This is a genomic window from Arthrobacter sp. efr-133-TYG-104 (genome assembly GCF_030208915.1).
Taxonomy (GTDB): domain Bacteria; phylum Actinomycetota; class Actinomycetes; order Actinomycetales; family Micrococcaceae; genus Arthrobacter.
Genome location: NZ_JARVTA010000014.1, coordinates 1 through 19,618, shown reverse-complemented (window position 1 = coordinate 19,618; position 19,618 = coordinate 1). Strand labels below are relative to the sequence as shown.

Annotated in this window: 18 protein-coding genes and 1 tRNA gene; 8 read left to right on the top strand and 11 right to left on the bottom strand. The window is 63.2% G+C overall.

All coding sequences use genetic code 11. The features are described 5' to 3' along the window. Nucleotides 1–73: 73 nt before the first annotated feature. The 7 genes from QRN04_RS11665 to xylA all read right to left on the bottom strand — a co-directional run bounded on the left by QRN04_RS11665 (nt 74) and on the right by xylA (nt 8,963). Entirely contained in the window at nt 74–970 is an 897-nt protein-coding gene (locus QRN04_RS11665) for an aldose 1-epimerase family protein (RefSeq protein ID WP_284976201.1), read from the bottom strand. Further along, nucleotides 967–2,496 (bottom strand): L-arabinose isomerase, encoded by a 1,530-nt coding sequence (gene araA / locus QRN04_RS11660; protein ID WP_284976200.1) that lies wholly within the window; start codon nt 2,494–2,496, stop codon nt 967–969. The genes QRN04_RS11665 and araA overlap by 4 nt, the downstream gene beginning before the upstream one ends. Nucleotides 2,497–2,571: 75 nt before the next feature. Beyond that, on the bottom strand, nt 2,572–3,279 hold the full coding sequence (locus tag QRN04_RS11655; protein WP_284976199.1) for an L-ribulose-5-phosphate 4-epimerase: 708 nt from the start codon (nt 3,277–3,279) through the stop codon (nt 2,572–2,574). After that, the gene (gene araB / locus QRN04_RS11650) at nt 3,276–5,057 is read right to left on the bottom strand and encodes a ribulokinase (RefSeq protein ID WP_284976198.1); all 1,782 of its coding nucleotides are present in this window, start codon (nt 5,055–5,057) and stop codon (nt 3,276–3,278) included. The genes QRN04_RS11655 and araB overlap by 4 nt, the downstream gene beginning before the upstream one ends. 153 nt (nt 5,058–5,210) lie before the next feature. Beyond that, nucleotides 5,211–6,194, bottom strand: coding sequence for a LacI family DNA-binding transcriptional regulator (locus QRN04_RS11645; RefSeq protein WP_284976227.1), 984 nt, complete (start codon nt 6,192–6,194; stop codon nt 5,211–5,213). A gap of 69 nt (nt 6,195–6,263) precedes the next feature. Next, entirely contained in the window at nt 6,264–7,694 is a 1,431-nt protein-coding gene (xylB, locus tag QRN04_RS11640; RefSeq protein WP_284976197.1) for a xylulokinase, read from the bottom strand. A gap of 81 nt (nt 7,695–7,775) precedes the next feature. Beyond that, complete coding sequence (xylA, locus tag QRN04_RS11635) at nt 7,776–8,963, bottom strand: xylose isomerase (RefSeq protein WP_284976196.1); 1,188 nt, start codon at nt 8,961–8,963, stop codon at nt 7,776–7,778. Nucleotides 8,964–9,106: 143 nt separating this feature from the next. On the opposite strand from xylA, the gene QRN04_RS11630 reads away from it, so the two are divergent. The 3 genes from QRN04_RS11630 (at nt 9,107) to QRN04_RS11620 (ending at nt 11,791) form a co-directional block, all read left to right on the top strand. Next, nucleotides 9,107–10,363, top strand: a complete 1,257-nt coding sequence (locus QRN04_RS11630; protein ID WP_284976195.1) for an ROK family transcriptional regulator — start codon at nt 9,107–9,109, stop codon at nt 10,361–10,363. A gap of 129 nt (nt 10,364–10,492) precedes the next feature. Further along, nucleotides 10,493–11,554 (top strand): YihY/virulence factor BrkB family protein, encoded by a 1,062-nt coding sequence (locus QRN04_RS11625; RefSeq protein ID WP_284976194.1) that lies wholly within the window; start codon nt 10,493–10,495, stop codon nt 11,552–11,554. A 30-nt stretch (nt 11,555–11,584) separates the two neighbouring features. Further along, complete coding sequence (locus tag QRN04_RS11620; RefSeq protein WP_284976193.1) at nt 11,585–11,791, top strand: hypothetical protein; 207 nt, start codon at nt 11,585–11,587, stop codon at nt 11,789–11,791. 22 nt (nt 11,792–11,813) lie between these two features. Here the strand turns inward: QRN04_RS11620 and QRN04_RS11615 are convergent, their stop codons facing one another. Further along, nucleotides 11,814–12,668: a LysR substrate-binding domain-containing protein gene (locus QRN04_RS11615; protein ID WP_284976192.1), complete on the bottom strand. Its 855-nt coding sequence runs from the start codon at nt 12,666–12,668 to the stop codon at nt 11,814–11,816. Between the two features lie 157 nt (nt 12,669–12,825). On the opposite strand from QRN04_RS11615, the gene QRN04_RS11610 reads away from it, so the two are divergent. After that, the gene (locus QRN04_RS11610) at nt 12,826–14,226 is read left to right on the top strand and encodes an MFS transporter (RefSeq protein ID WP_284976191.1); all 1,401 of its coding nucleotides are present in this window, start codon (nt 12,826–12,828) and stop codon (nt 14,224–14,226) included. Between the two features lie 58 nt (nt 14,227–14,284). Here the strand turns inward: QRN04_RS11610 and QRN04_RS11605 are convergent. Together QRN04_RS11605 and QRN04_RS11600 are read right to left on the bottom strand one after the other, a co-directional pair. Further along, a tRNA-Gly gene (locus tag QRN04_RS11605) sits at nt 14,285–14,355 on the bottom strand. A 74-nt stretch (nt 14,356–14,429) separates the two neighbouring features. Beyond that, on the bottom strand, nt 14,430–15,812 hold the full coding sequence (locus QRN04_RS11600) for a M15 family metallopeptidase (RefSeq protein ID WP_284976190.1): 1,383 nt from the start codon (nt 15,810–15,812) through the stop codon (nt 14,430–14,432). 284 nt (nt 15,813–16,096) lie between these two features. Between QRN04_RS11600 and QRN04_RS11595 the strand changes: the two genes are divergently transcribed. Continuing rightward, nucleotides 16,097–16,540 carry an SRPBCC family protein gene (locus tag QRN04_RS11595; RefSeq protein WP_284976189.1) on the top strand — a complete coding sequence of 148 codons (444 nt, stop codon included), beginning with the start codon at nt 16,097–16,099 and terminating at the stop codon, nt 16,538–16,540. Nucleotides 16,541–16,547: 7 nt separating this feature from the next. On the opposite strand, the gene QRN04_RS11590 is transcribed toward QRN04_RS11595, so the two are convergent. Beyond that, nucleotides 16,548–18,053 (bottom strand): CAP domain-containing protein, encoded by a 1,506-nt coding sequence (locus QRN04_RS11590; RefSeq protein WP_284976188.1) that lies wholly within the window; start codon nt 18,051–18,053, stop codon nt 16,548–16,550. 136 nt (nt 18,054–18,189) lie between these two features. Here QRN04_RS11590 and QRN04_RS11585 point away from each other — a divergent pair, with 136 nt between their 5' ends. From QRN04_RS11585 to QRN04_RS11575, 3 genes are all read left to right on the top strand, one after another. Next, nucleotides 18,190–18,417 (top strand): hypothetical protein, encoded by a 228-nt coding sequence (locus QRN04_RS11585; RefSeq protein ID WP_284976187.1) that lies wholly within the window; start codon nt 18,190–18,192, stop codon nt 18,415–18,417. A gap of 180 nt (nt 18,418–18,597) precedes the next feature. Then, nucleotides 18,598–19,173: a dCTP deaminase gene (gene dcd / locus QRN04_RS11580; RefSeq protein WP_284976186.1), complete on the top strand. Its 576-nt coding sequence runs from the start codon at nt 18,598–18,600 to the stop codon at nt 19,171–19,173. 151 nt (nt 19,174–19,324) lie between these two features. Continuing rightward, a complete protein-coding gene (locus QRN04_RS11575; protein ID WP_284976185.1) occupies nt 19,325–19,579 on the top strand; it encodes a hypothetical protein in 255 nt (84 codons plus the stop codon). Nucleotides 19,580–19,618: the final 39 nt, after the last annotated feature.

The window sequence follows — 19,618 nt, the reverse complement described above, 5'->3', positions numbered from 1 at the left end:
CCGTCCCAACTAGGGGACAGCACGCGTCGCTACGAGCGCTCAGTAGGACATGTGCTGTCCCCTAGTTGGGTAGCTACAGCGCGTAGATGCTCCACGACGCAGTGTGCTCGGCACCCGGCGCCAGGCGGATCAGGTCCGTGCCGCTATTGAACGCATCCGGCGGACACGTCATCGGCTCCACGGCCAGCCCAATCCGACTCGGAATTGGTGCAGGTTTGTCTGCCGTATGGATCTGTAGCCACGGGCAGCTTTGGTCCCAGGACATTCCGACGCCGGTTCCCGCCGGGTCCCGTACGGAGAGGCGGGCCAAGCCGCCGTCGAACGTGATGCCTGTGAAGGCGTGGTCGATCTCGGTGGCTCCGATGGCACGCGGGGAACGGAAGTCGAACTCGTGGCCCTCCACCGGAGCCAGCGAAACAGGCAAGAGCCTGTCGGGTGTGACCTCAAGGAAGGTGTCCGCAGCAAATTCCAGCACCCACTTATCCAGGGGCGAGGACCCGGCGACGAGGTACGGGTGCGGGCAGACACCGTAGGGCGCGGTGACATCGGCTGCGTTGCGGGCGGTGACGGACGCGTGCAGCCCGGTTTCGTCGAGCACGTAGCTGGCCGAGAGCTCCAGCACGAACGGATAGCCCGTGGTCGGCCCGACCGTGCACGATAACGTGAGCGACGCGGCGTCGGACTCCTTCAAGGTCCAGTCGAGGGCGAAGGCCAGCCCGTGCAAGGCGGTGCCGCGCTCGGGTTCGTTGACCGGCGTATGGTGCTCGACGCCGTCGAAAATGTACTTCCCATCCTCGATCCGGTTCGGCCACGGCGCGGCGATGATGCCGCGGAAATCCGGGATCGGACCGCCGACCGGGAACGGAACCACGAGGTCCCGTCCCTCAAACTGCAACACCCGCAAGGCAGCCGCGTGGGCGGTCACAACAGCCGTGTAACCGCCCGCGCTCAGCGTAAATTCGGGGCTCACAGGCCGCCGGCCAGCTTGTAGTAGGCGGCGTTCCACGCGAGTTCCTTTTTGAACTGTTTGATGGTGGTGTCCTCGTCAATGGTGAGAAGTTCGGTCTTCGCGATTTCAGCGAATTCCTCGAAAACCTCCAGGCCCACCTGGGTGGACAACACTGTGTGGTGTGCGGCCCCGGCCGTCAGCCACGCTGCGGCCGAGGTGGAGAAGTTCGGCTTCGGCTCCCAGAGCGCTCGGGCCACGGGTAGGTTGGGCAGTGGCTGGTCGAGGTCCACGACGTCCACCACGTTCGCGACCAAGCGGAACCGATCGCGCATATCGGACAGGGCGACCACGACGCCGGGGCCGGCATCGGTATCGAACACCATGCGGACGGGATCTTCCTTGCCGCCGATCCCCAGCGGGTGGATCTCGACGCGCGGCTTCTTCGCTGTCAGGGAGGGGCAGACCTCCAGCATGTGCGCGCCGAGGATCTTCTCCGAGCCCGGCTCCAGATGGTACGTGTAGTCCTCCATGAGCGAGGCACCGCCGGGCAGGCCCGAGCCCATGACCTTCGCGGCGCGGACCAGGATAGCGGTCTTCCAGTCCCCTTCGGCGCCGAATCCGTAACCATCGGCCATGAGGCGCTGCACGGCCATTCCGGGGAGCTGGCGCAACTCACCCAGGTCCTCGAAGGAGGTGGTGAACGCGGCCGAGCCGTTCGCTTCGAGGAAGCTGCGCAGGCCGAGTTCGATGCGCGCGCTGTAGCGGAGCGATTCGTGGCGGGTACCGCCTGCTTTTAGCTCGTCAGCCACGTCGTAGAGGCGCTCGTACTCGGCGACCAAGGCGTCGACGTCGGACTCTGCAGCGCCGTGGACGGCGTCGGCGAGCTCGTTGACGGACCAGGTGTTCACCGAAACACCGAAGCGCAGCTCGGCCTCGGTCTTGTCGCCTTCGGTGACAGCGACATTGCGCATGTTGTCACCGAAGCGGGTTAGTTTCAGGCTGCGGACGGCGGCCCAACCGGCCGAAGCGCGCTGCCAAGCACCCACCTGACGTGCGACCTCAGGATTGCTGACATGCCCGACGACGGTCTTCCGCGGCACGCCGAGGCGCGACTGGATGTAACCGAATTCCCGGTCACCATGGGCCGCCTGATTGAGGTTCATGAAGTCGAAGTCGATGTCCGCCCACGGTAAGTCCCTGTTGGCCTGGGTGTGCAGGTGCAGCAGCGGCTTGCGCAGTGCGTCCAAGCCTTGGATCCACATCTTTGCCGGGCTGAAGGTGTGCATCCACGCCGTTACGCCAATGACGGCATCGTTTGAGTTCGCTTCCAGCGCGGTGCGGCGGATGGCATCGGAATCGGTGAGCACCGGCTTCCAGACCAGCTTGACCGGTACGTCGCTGGCGGCGTTCAACGCATTGGCGATCTCCTGGGACTGCGCTGCGACTTGCTTGAGGACATCCTCACCGTAGAGGTGCTGGCTGCCGGTGAGGAACCAGACTTCGTACTGCTCCAGCGAAGTGTTGTTGGCGGCAGTCTTGTTGGGCATGTGGTGCTCCTGGAGTGTGGGGTGTTCGGCTTGCTGTACGGTTGCTGGCTGTTCAGTGTTGGTTTCTTCAGTGCGCTAGCGGCCGTAGACGTTTTGGTAGCGGTCGTACAGGGACTCGATCTGGGCTTGATTGATGGGTAGCGGATCGCCGAGTTGGCGGGAAACGTGCACTGTCTTGGCCACTTCCTCGCACATCACGGCGGCTTTGACCGCGGCGCTGGCGTCCTTGCCGATAGTGAACGGGCCGTGGTTCTGCATAAGCACAGCGGGGGAGTTGGAGCCCTTAAGTGTTTCCACGATCCCCTGGCCGATCGAGTCGTCTCCGATCAACGCAAACGGTCCCACCGGGATGGGCCCACCAAATTCGTCGCCCATCATGGTGAGCACGCACGGGATTTCTTCTCCCCGGGCCGCCCACGCCGTGGCGTAGGTCGAGTGCGTGTGGACCACGCCCCCAACCTCGGGCATGTGCCGGTAAACGTAGGCATGCGCCGCTGTGTCCGAGGACGGCGACAGGTCCGGGTTTCCCCAATCCACAGTGCCGTTGCTGCCCGTGTTGATGCCACGGACAGGGGTGCCGTAGAGGTCGGTGACCACCATTGATTCCGGTGTGAGCTCGGCGTAGGAGATGCCCGAGGGTTTGATGACCATCAGGTCGTGTCCCGGGATTCGGGCAGAAACGTTCCCTGCCGTCCAGACCACGAGCTCGTAACGCGTCAGTTCGGCGTGAAGCTCGCAAACTTCCTTGCGAACCCTTGTGATGGTGTCCAGCAACGCGCTCATCTGGTGGCTCCTTCCAGGGAGTTGGTTTGGTCCCCTGAGTTGCCGGACGCTGAGCCGTCAGATGCTGGGCTGTTAGATGCAGCGCGGCCGAGTGCCGCCCCTTGGATTGCCGTGCGCTGGATTGCCTTGAGGCGGTGCATGATGTTGTTCTCCCCGCGGCCGAAGTAGTCGTGCAGGGCTTTGTATTCCTGGAACAAGACCTCGTAAGCTGCGACGTTTTCGGGGATGGGCGTGTACACAGCTCCCGGTGCAGCGGACATGGACGCAGCGGCTTCCCTGATGTCCTTGTACTTCCCGGCGGCCACTGCTGCGTGGATGGCAGAGCCGAGGGCAGGGCCTTGTTCGGATCCGATGGTGGATAGCTGCAGCCCGGTGACGTCCGAGTAGATCTGCATCAGGAACTTGTTCTTCAGGAGTCCACCGGCCACGATGAACTCCTTCACCGGGACGCCGGAGTCGCGGAAGGCATCCACGATGGTGCGCGTCCCGAATGCCGTGGCTTCCAGCAGGGCGCGGTAGGTGTCTTCGGGTTTAGTGGCCAGTGTTTGCCCCACCACCACTCCGGACAGCTCGTGGTCAACCAGCACGGAGCGGTTGCCTGAGTGCCAGTCCAGGGCGATCAGGCCGTGCTCCCCGATTGCTTGCCTCTGGGCGAGTTCGGTCAAGTATTCGTGGATGCCCTGGCCTTTTGCTGCCGCCGCCTGGTGGTACTCGGGCGGGACTCCGTTCTTAGTGAACCAACCGAAGATGTCCCCGACGCCGGATTGGCCGGCTTCATAACCCCACAGCCCGTCCACGATACCGCCGTCGACAACGCCGCACATGCCCGGGACCTCGCGCAGGACGTCGCCGTTCATGACATGGCAGGTGGATGTGCCCATGATCGCGACCAGTTGCCCGGGCTCCACAGCGTTGGCCGCCGGGGCGCTGACGTGCGCGTCCACGTTGCCCACGGCTACCGCGATTCCAGCAGGAAGACCCGTCCACGCAGCTGCTTCTTCGGTCAAGTAGCCGGCCGCGTCACCCAAGCGGCCGATGGTGTGTTCGAGTTTCGCGCTGACAAAGTCCTTGAAATCCGGGTTGAGGGCTGCCAGGAAATCGTCCGACGGGTAATGACCGTCCTGGTAGATGCCTTTGTACCCGGCAGTGCACGCATTGCGCACATACCTTCCACACAACTGCCAGACGATCCAGTCTGCTGCCTCCACCCAGTGGTCCATGGCGCCGTAGACTTCCGGATCCTCTTCGAGGAGCTGCAGGCCTTTGGCGAACTCCCATTCAGAGGAAATCAGGCCACCGTAGCGGGGGATCCAGGACTCGCCGCGTTCCTCGGCGAGCTGGTTGATCCGGTCGGCCTGCGGCTGGGCTGCGTGGTGGCGCCAGAGCTTCACTAATGCGTGCGGCCGGTCCGCGAAGCGTTCCAGTTCGTTCAGCGGCGTGCCGTCCGCCGTCGTCGGAACCATGGTGCACGCGGTGAAGTCGGTAGCAATGCCCACCACCGCGGCCGGGTCAATTCCAGCGTCGACGACGGCGGCCGGCACCGCATTGCGGAGAACGTCGCGGTAATCGTCGGGTACTTGCAGGGCCCAGTCGGCCGGGAGCCGCTGGCCTGTACCGGGGAGATTTTCAGTCACGACGGCGTGCGGGTACTCGAACACGCCGCTGCCGAGTTCGGCGCCGTCCGAGACCCGCACCACGACGGCGCGTCCGGACAGCGTCCCGTAATCCACGCCAATCACATATTGCTGGTCCAGCGGGAGGTTTTCATAGGTATTCATGGGTCTCCATCCGGCTGGCCAGGGCCTCATTGCCGGGGGTTGGGGTGGAAAACTACACTAGGTCTGATGCAATTGTTAGCGCTCACAACTTTGATGTCAAGAGCGGGCTCTTCGGTCATGGATGCTCGTGACGCCGGGTTGCCGCGGGGCTAATTAATTCGAGAACGCCGCCGTGGTGGAACGGACCACCAAATAGGGCTCCACCGTGACCGCCGGCCGAGGGTTCCCGCCCTCGAGTAGTTCCACCAGCAAGTCGATGGACCTGCGCCCGAGCTCTTCGAAATCCTGGGCAACCGTGGTCAGCGGCGGGATGAAGTAAGCCGATTCAGGTTGATCGTCGAAGCCCACAACGCTGATGTCGGACGGTACCTGCACACCTGACTCGTGGAAGGCACGCAGGACGCCCAACGCCATTTGGTCGTTCGCTACGAAAAGTGCCGTCAAAGTCCGCTCCTGTGCGATCCTCAAACCCGCCCGGTAGCCGCATTCGGCGCTCCAATCGCCTTCAATCATGGCGCCCGGTTCCAGGCCTGCTTCGGTCACGGCATCCCGCCAACCGTCAATCCGTGCTGCAGCGTCGATCCAATCGGCGGGACCGGAGAGGTGCCCAATCCGGGTGTGTCCCAGCTCCACAAGGTGCTCTACCGCCAGGCGCGCCCCTTGGCGTTGGTTAACCATGGATCCGCTGAGGCGTTCATCTCCCGCTGAGCCCACGGCAACGAGCGGCACATGGGCAGTCACATCCTGGAGGACCTCAAAAGTGCCCGGGTGCGGAACGATCACCACGATCCCATCCACGCCCTGATCCATGAAATGGGCGATCGCATCTTTGATGGAAGCCGGTGTTACCTCCCGCAAGCTGGCGATGCTGACGAAATATCCGGAGTCCCTCGCCGCCTGCTGGACACCAAGGAGGGTGCGGGAAGGACCATACTGGGCCATTTCGCTTCCTAGGACGCCTATGGTTTGGGAGCGCCGCGTCACCAGGCTCCGTGCGGCAGTGTTTCGCCGATATCCGAGATCACTGATGGCTTGCTCCACACGCTCACGTGTGGTGGAGCTGACGTTGGGATGGTTGTTGAGCACCCGGGACACGGTCTGGTGGGAGACGCCGGCCACGCGGGCAACATCCTCCATCACGGGTGGCCGGCCTTGTGCGGATTGTTCAGTGCTCACCCTGTCACGATAGAGCACTGGCGACGCCGATCAGCTCATCGCTGCGCGAGTGGCACACTCCCGATACCTCGTCAGGAAAGGGGCAGGACCATCCGCGGGCGCCGGTGCTACTTCAGTGCCCTCGATGGGCCATTCGGGGAACCGGCCTTCGAGAACGCCGGCAGCCTGGCGTGCGGCGCCATTAGCAACGTACTCACCGGGTTCAGGAACGAATACCGGCAACTGGAAGGCGGCCCCGGCAACATGCTGCACCGCCGGCGACTGGGCCCCGCCCCCCACAAGGACGACGCGACGCGCCGAGACCCCCTGGGCCTGCAGCGCGGCCAGCCCGTCCGCCAAGGAACAGACCACGCCTTCGACGGCGGCCCTGGCAAGGTTGGCCCGTGTGTAATTAGTGAGTGTGATGCCGTGCAAGGAGCCGGTTGCGTTCGGCAGGTTCGGTGTCCTCTCTCCCTCGAAATAGGGGATGAGTGTCAGCCCCTCTGCTCCCTCTGGGGCGGTCAACGCCAACTCGCTGAGTTCGGGCAGGTCCACGGCCAGCAGTGCCGCTGTCGCATCAAACACCCGGGTGGCGTTGAGCGTGCATGCCAGTGGCAAGTAATGGCCGGTGGCGTCAGCGAAACCTGCCACCAATCCGGTCGCATCCTTTGAAGGAACATCGGATACAGCGAACACTGTCCCCGAGGTGCCGATGGAAATCACGACATCGCCCACGCCGGCGCTCACGCCCAATGCTGCGGCCGCGTTGTCCCCGGCGCCTGGCCCTATCAGTGCACCGGACGGCATTTTCCCGGCAACGTCCAACGGCCCCGCAACTGTGGGCAGCGCCGGCACGTGTCCGAATGTGCTTTCGAGGACCTCGGGTAGGTACTCGCCCGAAGAAGCCGCGTAGTAGCCCGTTCCTGATGCGTCCGAGCGATCAGTCCGGAGGAGGCCCAGCGACGACGGCCCGGTGCCAGGTCCGTGGCCAGCGAGCCGCCAGGAGAGCCAATCGTGGGGGAGGCATACTGCAGCGGTGCGGGCTGCGTTCTCCGGCTCGTGGCGCGCAAGCCACCGGAGTTTCGTGGCCGTCAAGGAAGCTACGGGCACTGTCCCTGTCCTCGCCGCCCAATGCTCGGCCCCAGCCTTGGCGTTGCCGTTCCCGGCTTCCACTATCAATTCTTCGGCGTCGCCTGCCGATCGGGTGTCGTTCCATAGCAGGGCGGGCCTGACTACCTCGCCGGACTCGTCCAGGCACACCATGCCGTGCTGCTGGCCGCCCACCGAAACGGCCTCGACGTCGTCCAAGCCGCCCGCCTGGGAAATGGCTTCCTGTAGGGCGGTCCACCAGTGATCCGGGTGGATCTCCGTGCCGTCGGGATGGGAAGCCCGGCCCTGACGCACCAAGGCACCGGTGTCAGAGTCCCGGATGACAACTTTGCAGGACTGTGTGCTGCTGTCGATTCCTGCTACAAGGGGCATGAATTTTCCTTTGGCGGACCGTCACCGGCCGTGCCAGGTGAAGTTGGCGCGGCCGGTGACGGCGTGACGGTGGGGTGTGGTTTAGCGGGCGCCGAGCAGGTGCTCGATAGCCAGCTGGTTGAGGCGCACAAAGGCGAACGAACGTTCGGCGGCCTTGTCGGCGTCGAACGTGTCGAAGGCGCTGGCGTCTGCAAGCAGGTCCGCCGTGGTCTCCCCGGCGTTCAGCGTGGGCTCGCCCAGTTCGAAGACGCCAGAAGCGGCGAGGGCTTCCTGAACCTCCGAATCGGCGCGGAAAGCCAAGGCGCGTTCCTTCAGGAGGAGATACATGGACATGTTTGCCTTGGCAGACTCCCACACGCCGTCGTAACCATCCGTGCGCGAGGGCTTGTAGTCGAAGTGGCGGGGACCGTCGTACCTAGGGCCGCCATTGGGGAAGCCGTTTTCGAGCAGGTCTACGGTGAAGAAGGCGCTGGTGAGATCGCCGTGGCCGAACACAAGGTCCTGATCGTACTTGATGCCGCGCTGGCCATTGAGGTCGATGTGGAAGAGCTTGCCCGCCCACAGGGCCTGGGCAATGCCGTGGGTGAAGTTCAGCCCCGCCATCTGCTCGTGGCCGGTCTCGGGGTTCAGGCCGACGATGTCTCCGTGTTCCAGCTGGGCGATGAATGCAAGGCCGTGGCCGACGGTGGGCAGGAAGATATCACCCCGGGGCTCGTTCGGCTTCGGTTCAAGGGCAATCCTCAGGCCGTAGCCCTTTTCCTTGATGTAGCCGGCGGCGGTGTCAACGCCTTCCCGCATCCGGTCCAGGGCAGCAGAGAGATCCTTGGACCCGTCATATTCGCTGCCTTCGCGGCCGCCCCACATGACAAATGTGTCCGCACCCAGCTCTGCGGCCAAGTCAATGTTCCGCAGGATCTTGCTAAGTGCAAAGCGCCGAACCGAGCGGTCGTTTGAGGTGAAACCGCCGTCCTTGAACACCGGGTGGCTGAACAGGTTAGTGGTGACCATGGGAACCTTCAGGCCCGTCTCGGCCAACGCACCCTTGAAGTTCTTGAGGATAAGGTCGCGTTCGGACGCGCTGGCATCAAAAGGAATGAGGTCATTGTCGTGGAAAGTGATGCCGTAAGCACCGAGTTCGCTCAGCTTGTGGACGGCTTCCACTGGATCCAAGGCGGCTCGGGTGGCGACACCGAAAGGATCCGCACCGGTCCAGCCGACGGTCCAGAGGCCGAAAGTGAAGCGATCCTGCGGGGTTGGCTGCGGGGACATGAATTGCTCCTTTGCAAAGCAGGGGAAGGGTGAAAAACCTTGTGATTTAGTTTTCAATCTGAACTATATGGCTGATAATGGATCATGGTCAATAGGCGATGACCACATCGCCGAAATAGCCAAGCGCGCCGAAACGGCCGAGCATGCGAACGTCCGGATCGTGCGAACAGCAAGGAGGGTGCCCCGTGAATGAGCCAGCCGCGCCCCATGCGCCCGGCCGGGTGGGGGACGTCCGCCGTCGAAACCTCTCGTTGGTGCTGGACTCCATCGCCCGCACGGGCGATTCGAAGCCAAGCCGGGCGCAGTTAGCCGCTGGAACGGGGCTAACCAAGGCAGCAGTGTCCAGCCTTGTCGCTGACCTCGTCGAATCCGGACTGGTCGCGGAGGTAGGCCTCTACCGCGATGGCGAGCGGGGGCGCCCGGGGCAAGGCCTTGAGCTCAGTTCCCGGCGGGGGGTGGTGGGCATGGAGATCAATGTGGATTACTTGTCGGTCGGTTTGGTGGACCTTGCAGGAAACCTCAGGTTCTCAGCCAGCATCGAATCCCGGAACCGGGGGCTGGCGCCGGACGCTGTCATGGCCCGGCTGGCCGGGTTGGCGGCCGAGGCAAGGGCTGCCGCGGGCGCCGATGGCATCAGCATCATGGGAGGCGGGCTCGCCGTGCCGGGCCTGGTGGATGAGCAACGCGGCGTCGTCCTGTCAGCCCCCAACTTGCACTGGCAGCACGAAAGATTGGATCCCCAGTCCTTGTTGGACGGTGCGCCCCTGGGCGTCAGGTTGTCCAATGAGGCCAATAGCGCCGCGCTCGGGGAGCTTTGGTACGGCGGTGGGCGGCCGGACTTCCTCTATGTCTCGGGCGAGGTTGGCGTCGGTGGGGGAGTCGTCGTCGGGTCCGAGCTTTACACGGGGCCCGGCGGCAATGCGGGCGAACTCGGGCATATGGTGGTTCACCCGGATGGGCCGCCCTGTTCCTGCGGCGGCGCTGGTTGCTTGGAAACCTTTGCAGGCCAAGAGGCCATATTCCAAGCTGCGGGCATCGCCGAAGGCTCCTTCAAGGAACGGACCGAGCTGCTGCTGAGAGCTCTTGACGCCGGAACGCCGGCCGCGTCCATGGCGGTGGACGACGCCGGCCGGTACTTGGGCGTGGCGCTCGCCTCTGCTGCCCGCCTGATGGATGTGCAGGCGATCGTTCTCGGGGGCCATTTCGCGGTCTTGGGGCAGTGGCTGATGCCCGCGCTGGCCGGAAGCCTCGAGCGACACGCTCCGGGGCTTCTGGATCCCAAGAACCTCACCGTATCCAGGCTGGAGCACTCCGGAACGCTGTTGGGCGCAGCCGGCCAGGTCATTCGTTCGGTCATCGAATCGCCCCTTGAGTTCCTGTTGGCTGCCAAGCTCGCTTAGTCGCACGGGATCCCGCTGATTTGCACGGCGCGAGGGAAAACGGCGTGGGCGCTTCCAATAGATTCATCAGGATGCTTAGTATTGAGGGGTCAGTTGTTCGCGCAAACTACCCCAACGGACGAGTGCCCCATGACACCACAAGACTCAGCCCAAACCAGCACGGCGAAGGCGCAGACCGCTCCTTCCCCCGATGATCCCCGCAAGGCCGATGGTCCCAGGGACCTTACCAAGCCCACGTGGATGTACATCGCCAAGCGGACCTTGCGGGAGTTCGGCAAAGACCAGTGCCCCGACGCTGCTGCCGGGCTCACCTACTATGCCGTCCTCTCGCTTTTCCCTGCGCTCTTGGCGCTGGTGTCCCTGTTGGGACTCTTCGGAAACGCCCAAAAAACCACGTCGTCATTGCTGGACATCGTCCAGCAATTCGCGCCGGGACCCGGGCTGGACGCAATGCGTAAACCCATTGAGGAGTTGACCACCTCCAACGCGGCGGGATTCGCCTTGGTGTTGGGCATACTGGTGGCGCTGTGGTCAGCGTCCGGTTATGTGACGGCGTTCAGCCGGGCGATGAACCGCGTGTACGAAGTGGATGAGGGCCGCGGCTTCATCAAGCTCCGTGGCACCATGCTTGCCGTGACCGTCGTCGCGGTTGTTGGTGCCGCCCTGGTTGCTGCCATGCTGGTCCTCACCGGACCTGTGGCGGAATCGATCGGTAAAGCCATCGGCATGTCTGAGGGGTTCCTGACTGTATGGAACATAGCCAAGTGGCCCGTACTCGTCGTACTGGTGGTCATCATCATCGCGGTCTTGTTCTACTTCACCCCCAACGTCAAGCAGCCCAAGTTCCGTTGGATGAGCATGGGGTCCCTGATCGCCCTGGTCATCTTCGCCCTGGCGTCGCTTGGTTTCGGCTTCTATGTTGCCAACTTCGGCAACTACAACAAGACCTACGGGGCCTTGGCCGGGGTCATCATCATGCTTTTGTGGCTCTGGATCCTCAACATGTCCCTTCTCTTCGGTGCTGAATTCGACGCCGAAATGGAGCGCGGACGCGAGTTGCAGTCAGGCATCGAAGCCGAAGAGAGCCTCCAGTTGCCTCCGCGGGGTACCAAGCGGAGCGACAAGGCGCAGAAGAAGGAAGAAGAAGGCATCCGTGCAGGTGAAGAACTCCGCGAGTCGCACCGGGACTGAAACCGGCGCAAGCCAGGAAGGCTGCTAACGGTGAAGTTGGAGACTCAAAACAAGAAACTCAAGAGCATCAAGAACGGCGATCGGGTTGCCATTCGCGGCGAGGTGTTCCAGGTCAGCTCGGTGCGGCCTCAAGCAGATTCGCGGAATATCCAGCTGGAGTTGCAAGGGAACGACGGCGGCTCGGTCACCGTTATAGGGGTCCCGGGGGCGAGAGTTTCCTTGGCTGCAACGCCCTGATTGGGCGGGCAGGCTCCGTGGGCTAAGTCGACTTGCTCAGTGTGCGTCCCATGATGGCTTGGGTCAGTGCATCGATCACCTCGGCGTTCGCCAACGGATTCCGGATCAAGGTGAAATCGACGTCACCCACTGGCGGCAGTCCGAAGCGCTGGGTGATCACTTTCAAGTCCTCGGGAACCAGGGACGCCGGCATCACAGCCACTCCGATGCCGGCGCGCACCGCCGCCAGCACGCCACTGATCTGCTTGGTACTGCACGTGATCCGCCACGTCCTGCCCGCTGCCTCCAATGCGTCAATGGCCAGCTTCCGGCTGAGGCTGGGCGCGGGGTAAGCAATAAGCGGGACAGGGGCTCCCGGCTCCAATTGGGTTTGTTCAAGGCCGACCCAAGCAAAGTTGTCGTGCCGGACCACGGCTCCTTCCTTGGCTCCGGCGACCCACTTTACAAAGACCAGATCCAGTTGCCCGGCATTGAGCCGTTTGTAGAGCTGATCGCTTTGGCTAACGGTGAGTTCCAGGTTGATCTGGGGGTACAGCTGCCGGAATTCGCGCAGGACCCGGGGGAGTCCGGTGATGGCAAGATCGTCTGCCGTGCCGAAGCGGAGGCGGCCACGCATGGCCGATCCGGAAAAGTAGCGGGCTGCCGAGTCGTGGGCCGCCAGGATGTTCCGGGCAAAACCGGCCATGGCGTCGCCATTATCGGTGAGCCTGACCTCGCGGGTATCACGGGCGACTAGCGCGCGTTTGGCTGCGGCTTCGAGCTTGCGGACATGCTGGCTAACGGTGGGCTGGGCCAGGCCGAGCCGCTCTGCTGCCTTTGTGAAACTGAGAGTCTCGGCGACGGCCAGGAAGGTGCGGAGTTGGACGGGTTCGAACACGGAACTCCTCGGGGGCCGGGATGGAAAACTGTGCCGTACGGGAAGTGGTCATTGCGTTTCGCAATGTTAGTTATAGGCCTAATACGCTTCCATGATTGCTGCTGGCCACCATAGCGTTAATCACATTCCACCGAAACTCTCGATCCGAGGACTCCCTTTGGCACCCCCACCGCCTTCAGCGGCACACGTCAGCCAGCCCGTCGTCGATTCCCCGTCCGCCCGTCCCTTGCCGGACACAAACCAGCCGGATACCGTCACCCAGCCACTCGCCGTCGTCGGTGAAAAGCTGCCGTGGCGGCACACGTTTATCTCCTTGAAGGTTCCCAACTTCCGGATCTTCGCAATCGGTCACTTCATTGCCGTAGTCGCCATCTGGATGCAACGCATCGCCCAGGACTGGATGGTGCTGCAGCTCTCAGGCTCCGTGACCGCCGTGGGGATCACTGTCGCTTTGCAGTTCGCTCCGTCCCTGTTCTTGGGTCCTTGGGGCGGGATGATCGCCGATCGCTTTGTCAAACGCAAAATCCTCATCATGTGCCAATCGGCCGCAGCAGTCCTCGCGGCGGTGCTCGCAACGCTTTCCCTGACCCATCGCGTCGAGGTCTGGCACGTGTATGTCATTGCCTTCGTCCTTGGCTTCGTTACCGTCCTGGACCAACCGGCCCGGCAGGTCTTCGTGAACGAACTCGTGGGACCCAAGTACCTGCGCAACGCCATCAGCGTCAACAGCACAACATTCCAGCTGGGTGGGCTGATCGGACCAGCGGTGGCCGGTTGGCTGCTCACCGCAGTAGGTGCAGGGTGGGCATTCGCGGCAAATGCCGTTGCGTGCTGCTCCACGGTGACCATGCTGATGCTCTTGCATAAGGACCAGCTCCACACCAGCCAACCGACGCCCCGCAAAAAGGGCATGCTGCGCGAAGGGCTGAACTACGCACTCAGCAAGCCCACCATCTACTGGCCGTGGCTGATGGCAGGATTCGTTGCTGTTTTCGCGATGAGCCTGCCGGTGTTGCTAGCCGCGGTCGCGGACCACGTGTACGACGCCGGTGCGGGCGGCTACGGACTACTGAACGCGATGGTTGCCCTGGGGGCGCTCACAGGAGCTGTGGCATCCACCCGGCGGCGGCAACTGCGGCTGCGTTCGGTGGTGGTGGCGGCCGGTTTGTATGGGCTGATGCTCTGCCTCTCGGGAGCCATGCCGTCCATGCCCTTGTTCAGCGCCACTATGGTCTTGGCTGGCTTCTGGTGCCTGATGTTCCTCACGGCGGCCAACCAAATGGTCCAGACGAGTTCCAATCTCAGCATTCGTGGGCGTGTCATGAGCCTCTACCTTGTGGTGCTCATTGGCGGCCAGGCCATTGGTGGTCCCATGATGGGCTGGCTGGCAGAACACGTCGGGCCGCACGTGGCGTTGTTTGTTGCAGGCGGGGTGCCGGCAATAGCGGCCGCTGTGGTCGCCGTCGTACTCGCCCGGAAGTCATCGCTGCACCTGGAGGTTGACCTCCGCGACAGGCGGCGCGTGCTGCGCATTGTGGAGCGAAGGCAAGCGGCCTGATCGGTTATCGTCCGGTCAAAGTGAAAACCCCGGATCGCTTGATCCGGGGTTTTTTCTGAGCGGGCGACGGGAATCGAACCCGCGTATCGAGCTTGGGAAGCTAGCGCTCTACCATTGAGCTACGCCCGCGTAGCCCGGCTAAATTCCGCCGAGCGAGTTTTAGCATAGCGTAGTTGAAGGGCTCCCGATGACCACCGATGTGGCTACTTGAACAGTTTCAAGCCGTTCCAGCCGGAGCCCACCTGCCCGTACGTCGTCCAAGAACCAGCCCCGAGTCCGTAGTTGTAAAGGTTCCCGTCGACCGTTTGCGCGGTGATTCCCCTGGTGCCGGCGCCCGTCAGGCCAAAGCCAGGAAGCAGGGTGTTCATGTACTGCCAGCCTGTACCCACGGTGGTTGCAGGCCCGTAGAAACCGGCCCAGCCATCGCCGCGGTAGTTGATGAGGGAGCCCGAAGCCGTCCGGGCCAAGATGTCGTTGGCTCCGTCGCCTTCCCAATCAGCCATTGTCAGTTCCAAGCCGTTCCAGCCAGTTCCAATCGCCCGCGGGGCGCTGAGGGCTCCTCCGAACGTATTGGGGTAATAGCGCAGCACGCCATCGGGAAAATATCCGACGACGCCGGGCCGGGCATCTGCGTGCGTCCACTTTCCGACCGTGATGGTCATGCGGTCCCAGCCGCCGTTGCCCACAACGACCTGGCTGGCGAAGCCGCCTCCCGGCAAGCCCCGATAAACACCCAAAGTTCCGTCGTCCCACTGCGCGAGGATGTCGTAAACACCGTCGATGTCCCAGTCCACCACGAAGCCCTGCTTCAATCCGGTCCACCCCGAACCGATCTGCACGGGCGCCGCATAGCCTCCCGCCGTCGTCGCCGGATAGCGCAGCAAGCGGCCCGAAGCATCAGCAGCCACCAGGTCGGCCCCTGACTTGATGCTGGCTGCGCCGGCGGGGTTCCCTGAAAAGTACTGCTCCAGGGTGGCAAATCCGCGCCGGTTCATATCGGTTGCCAGGGCAACCCCAACATACCGAAGATGCCACGGTTCGTAGCTGTATCCGGTGATGTTCGTATAGCCGTTGGGGTACCGGACGATGAAGCCGTATTTGTAGGCGTTCGCCGCCACCCACTTGCCGGCGACCGTATCTCCAAAGCAGGTGGTCAGTCCGCAGGAGCCCGCTGCGTTTCCGATGTCCATGGCCATGCCGGTCTGGTGCTCGCTGTATCCGGGGCGGGCCGAGATGGTGTCGGCGTACGCCTGTCCATACTGGCTGACGTATGACGAATACACCTGCTGCTGCTGTGCGTAGGAACGGTACCCGCTGACGACGGCCAGGCCGCCAGTTCCGGCGTCGGCCGCACCTTGGAAGAGCCCATTGAGCCAAGCGGCAGCCTCTTGGCGCATGTACTGACCCGTGCCGCGGACGTTGATGAGATCAGCCGGGGCGTAATTTGCGGGGTTCAATGGCCTGGATTTGTTGACGAGCACTGACGTGCTCGCGGGATCGCTGATCGGATCCAGGCTCGGAAGCGGGTTCGCAGTGAGGGGAACAGCAGCACTTGCGAAGGCTCCGCCTGCAAACATCAACGCCATTACGAGCGAAGCAGCGCAAGCGGCAATCCGGCGTCGGGCATTTCGTGGATGGATGTGAACTCGCACGGACGGCGCCCCCAATTTGTTTTTAGCCAGCGGCAGGCACTCTACCCGGTCAGCGTGGGATTGTCAGCCATTCCCAGTCGAGGCCCGCACATAACCATTAGGTCAAGGCTCGGGGATCATATGGTGATTGCCGCTCAGCGCTGGCTACTCTATGAGTGATGGCTGCTGTGGAGGGGGACCCGGCTACCTCCCCGAACCGTACGCCGAAAGAGGTTTCCGTGGCATTTGCAGACTACGAAGTGTTGATTAGCAAGGACGCCATGACCGTCTACAAGTTCCTGATGGACGGAACCAACAACTCCTTGTGGCGCCCCGGCGTCCGCAGCGTGGCACTCCAGTCAGGAGTCCTTGGTGAAAACGGCGCGGTGTACAAGCAAACCGTGGCAGGTCCCGCTGGGCGCCCGATCGCCGCGGATTTCCAAATTACCGAGGCCCGTCCCGGAGCTGAAATCCGGTTCAACGTTGTGGCAGGTCCGGCCCGGCCTACGGGCGGCTATTTCCTCAGCACCGAGGGAGCCATGACCCGGCTGCGGTTCGCCCTCGAGTATCACCCCAAAGGCCTGCAAAAGCTGATGAACAGCATGGTCCAGAAAACCATGGAGTCAGAAGTTGCACAGTTGGAGCAGCTAAAAACGGTGATCGAGTCACGCCCGGCGGATTAGCGCCTCTTTACTGTGCCAGCTTGAAGCCGCCCCAGCCTCCGCCCACGGTGACCGGCGTCGTCAATCGGCCCGAGGTGAGGTCCCAATATTCCAAAACGCCGTTACTGCCCAAGCCTGCGACGCCGGTGGAGCCGGCTCCGGAGACGCCCTTCAGGGCACGCAGAGCGGTGTAGTCGGTCCATGCCGCGCCAACCACCGGCCGACTCTCTTGCTTCGGGGTGCCCAAGCCGCTGCCCCGGTAAAGCCTTAGCGAGCCGTTGGCCTCCACAGTCAGGATGTCCTGGAACCCATCTGCGTCGTAATCGACCATGCTGAGGCGCGTGGCGGGATTTCCGGTTCCGATCGCAGCTTGTGAGCGTATGTAGGAAAGCCCGGAATTCTTGTACAGCCACAGCCCGCCCGATCCGTCCATCGCCACGATCTGGGGAAGGCGGTTATTGGCACACCAGTTACCGACGGCGATGTTCAAAGACTGCCAGCCCTGCCCCAGGATGCCGGGCGATCCGAAGCCGCCCGACTGCTTGCCCGGATATACCAACAGCGTGCCGTCCGTGCGCTGGGCGATGAGGTCGAAGACGCCGTCGCGATCCCAATCGGAGACGAAGAGTTCCTTCAGGCCTGTGAACCCCACCCCGATTTTCCGGGGAGCACCGTACGTGGCGTTGCCGGTGGAAGGGTAGGAGTACACGGTTCCGTCGGAAGCGACGGACACGAGGTCCGCGGCACTACCGATCGATGCAGCACTCAAGTTCACGGTGGGTGGCTGGTATTTGTCACTGGGTTCGCAGACTCCCACTGGATCCACTGGGGGAGTCACAGCGCCACCGCCGCCGCCACCGCCTGGGCTGGTGGTGGTTCCTGGCGGCAGGGTGGTGTATCCGAAGAAGTTCACCACCCCCCAGATGGTGTACCGGTTCGGTGTGGTCTGCGGGTTGCCGTCCGTGTAGGTAATCCCAATGCCCATGACGTTGAACCGCGGATCGCGCAACAAGGCATCGTGTCCAGGGGAATGCTTCCACCACTCCACAAGTTGCGCGGCGTCCCGGTCCCAACGGACGGCGATCACCTCACCTGCGCCATTGTTCGGGTTCAGGGCGCGCGGGTCCGTCCAAAAGTTGGCACGGTGCTGGATGATTTCCCGCGAGGCGATGTTGTTTGACCACTCTTGGGACATGCCCGCAACGGTGGCATTGAACTTCAACGCCGTCAGCCCGAGGGAGACCCTGTAGCTGTTGATGGCATTGAAAACGGTGAGGATTGCTGCCCGGTTGTCATCAGGAAGCAGGGCAAGGGCACCGTTCTCCAGGTCCGGTTGGCTGCTTGGCGCCTTGCCGGGGAAGGGAGTGCTGGTTGGTGTTGGCGTTGGTGACGTAGTTGCGGTCGGTGACGTGGTCGGGACGCCGGCCGGGGTCGGGGCTGCCGCTTTGAGTGAGGGGGTGGCGGGCGCCGTGGTTGGCCCTGCTGAAGGTACGACGGCGGCCGGGCCTGCTGCTCCTGCCGACGGCGTGGGCACGGGGGTTGCCGTGCTCGCGGGCAAGTTTGGGGAAGGTTCGGAGATGGCGGTTTCAGGCGGTTGGCCCGGGCCCGCTACTGGAGTGGAGGGAGCGTCGGGCCCCCGCAACGGCCCAATGTTCGGCACTGGAGGCGGGGTGTCGTACACAGGGTCCACGGCAATCGGCCGACTTCTCACGGGAGCGTTGTTCGTCTCTGGGCCCGGTTCGGCCTCCACGGCCGGGCTAGTGCTCGCGGCTGTGGGCGTCGCGACGGAAGGTGCCGGAACCGGCGTCGTGCTTGGCTTCGACGCCGCCAATCCGGTGGGCGCGGCACTTGCGGGAGGGGCCGGGGAGGGAATTGCTTGTGTCGCAGGCAAGAGCTGACCAGATGCGGCTACCAGGAGGGCCAGCGCTCCGCCCAGCACAATAGCGGCCGGCGCTGCCAGTTTTTTCACAATAACCCCGCGAATGCTCGTTGCCCCCAAGTACGGGCGCGGTTGTTTACGTCCCGGAACTATAGTCCCACGGGACGGCCCGGACAATGGATGGGGTATTTTTGATGCTGTGCTGATCTCTGACCGCGATATTCGTGCCGAAATAGACTCCCAACGGATTGTTCTTGAACCGTACGACCCCGCGATGGTCCAGCCATCATCTGTGGATGTGCGAATTGACCGGTTTTTCCGGCTCTTCGACAACCACAAATATGCGCACATCGATCCCTCGGAGGAGCAGCCTGAACTGACCCGCCTGGTGGAGGTCGACGGCGACGAGCCCTTCATCTTGCACCCGGGCGAATTCGTCCTTGGTTCCACGTATGAAATGGTGAGCCTCCCCGATGACATCGCCGCACGGCTGGAAGGGAAATCTTCCTTGGGCAGGCTCGGACTGTTGACCCACTCGACTGCCGGTTTCATCGATCCTGGCTTCTCGGGGCATGTGACGTTGGAGTTGTCTAACGTCGCTACGCTGCCCATCAAGCTGTGGCCCGGCATGAAGATCGGCCAGTTGTGCTTCTTCCGGCTGACCTCTGCCGCCGAGCACCCCTATGGCTCCGGCGAATACGGCAACCGATACCAAGGTCAACGTGGGCCCACGGCGAGCCGCAGCCACCAGAACTTCCACAGGACCGCCATCTAGCCCTTCCCTTTTGCCGAGGGGTTAGCTCTCGGCGCTTTGGTGGGCTCTTTCGGCCGAGATGTCGCCCCTCGCGGCAGCCTCCTAGGCTCCACTTCTCCTCCACACTGTGGGTAACCTCTCGGGCTTCCTCGAGCGCGCCAACAATGGGCTGATGAGGATTCCGCAGCCACTCCCGGACGAGCTCCGCGGCCGCTCATTCACGCTTCCCGAACAACGTGCCGCAGGCATCCCGGAGCATCGCGCGTGGAACAGCGACCTGCATGTTGCGAGCAGGGGTATCCGGGTTCCGTGGGGTCAGGAGCAGGACCTTGCCCATACGGCCCGCCTCCTCACCGGCATGAGTGAGGGTGCTCTCTGTTGCCGGGAAACCGCGGCGTTGCTGTGGGGATGGGTCACGTCCCGCTGAGTGGTGGAGTTTCTCGACCCCGTGCGGGTCAGCTGGTTT

Excerpts from the sequence above, each read along its gene's own strand:
- araA (WP_284976200.1), bottom strand. The coding sequence starts at position 2,496 with ATGCCCAACAAGACTGCCGCCAACAACACTTCGCTGGAGCAGTACGAA.
- QRN04_RS11655 (WP_284976199.1), bottom strand. The coding sequence starts at position 3,279 with ATGAGCGCGTTGCTGGACACCATCACAAGGGTTCGCAAGGAAGTTTGC.
- araB (WP_284976198.1), bottom strand. The coding sequence starts at position 5,057 with ATGAATACCTATGAAAACCTCCCGCTGGACCAGCAATATGTGATTGGC.
- QRN04_RS11645 (WP_284976227.1), bottom strand. The coding sequence starts at position 6,194 with ATGGAGGATGTTGCCCGCGTGGCCGGCGTCTCCCACCAGACCGTGTCC.
- xylB (WP_284976197.1), bottom strand. The coding sequence starts at position 7,694 with ATGCCCCTTGTAGCAGGAATCGACAGCAGCACACAGTCCTGCAAAGTT.
- xylA (WP_284976196.1), bottom strand. The coding sequence starts at position 8,963 with ATGTCCCCGCAGCCAACCCCGCAGGATCGCTTCACTTTCGGCCTCTGG.
- QRN04_RS11630 (WP_284976195.1), top strand. The coding sequence starts at position 9,107 with ATGCGAACGTCCGGATCGTGCGAACAGCAAGGAGGGTGCCCCGTGAAT.
- QRN04_RS11625 (WP_284976194.1), top strand. The coding sequence starts at position 10,493 with ATGACACCACAAGACTCAGCCCAAACCAGCACGGCGAAGGCGCAGACC.
- QRN04_RS11600 (WP_284976190.1), bottom strand. The coding sequence starts at position 15,812 with ATGGCGTTGATGTTTGCAGGCGGAGCCTTCGCAAGTGCTGCTGTTCCC.
- QRN04_RS11575 (WP_284976185.1), top strand. The coding sequence starts at position 19,325 with ATGAGGATTCCGCAGCCACTCCCGGACGAGCTCCGCGGCCGCTCATTC.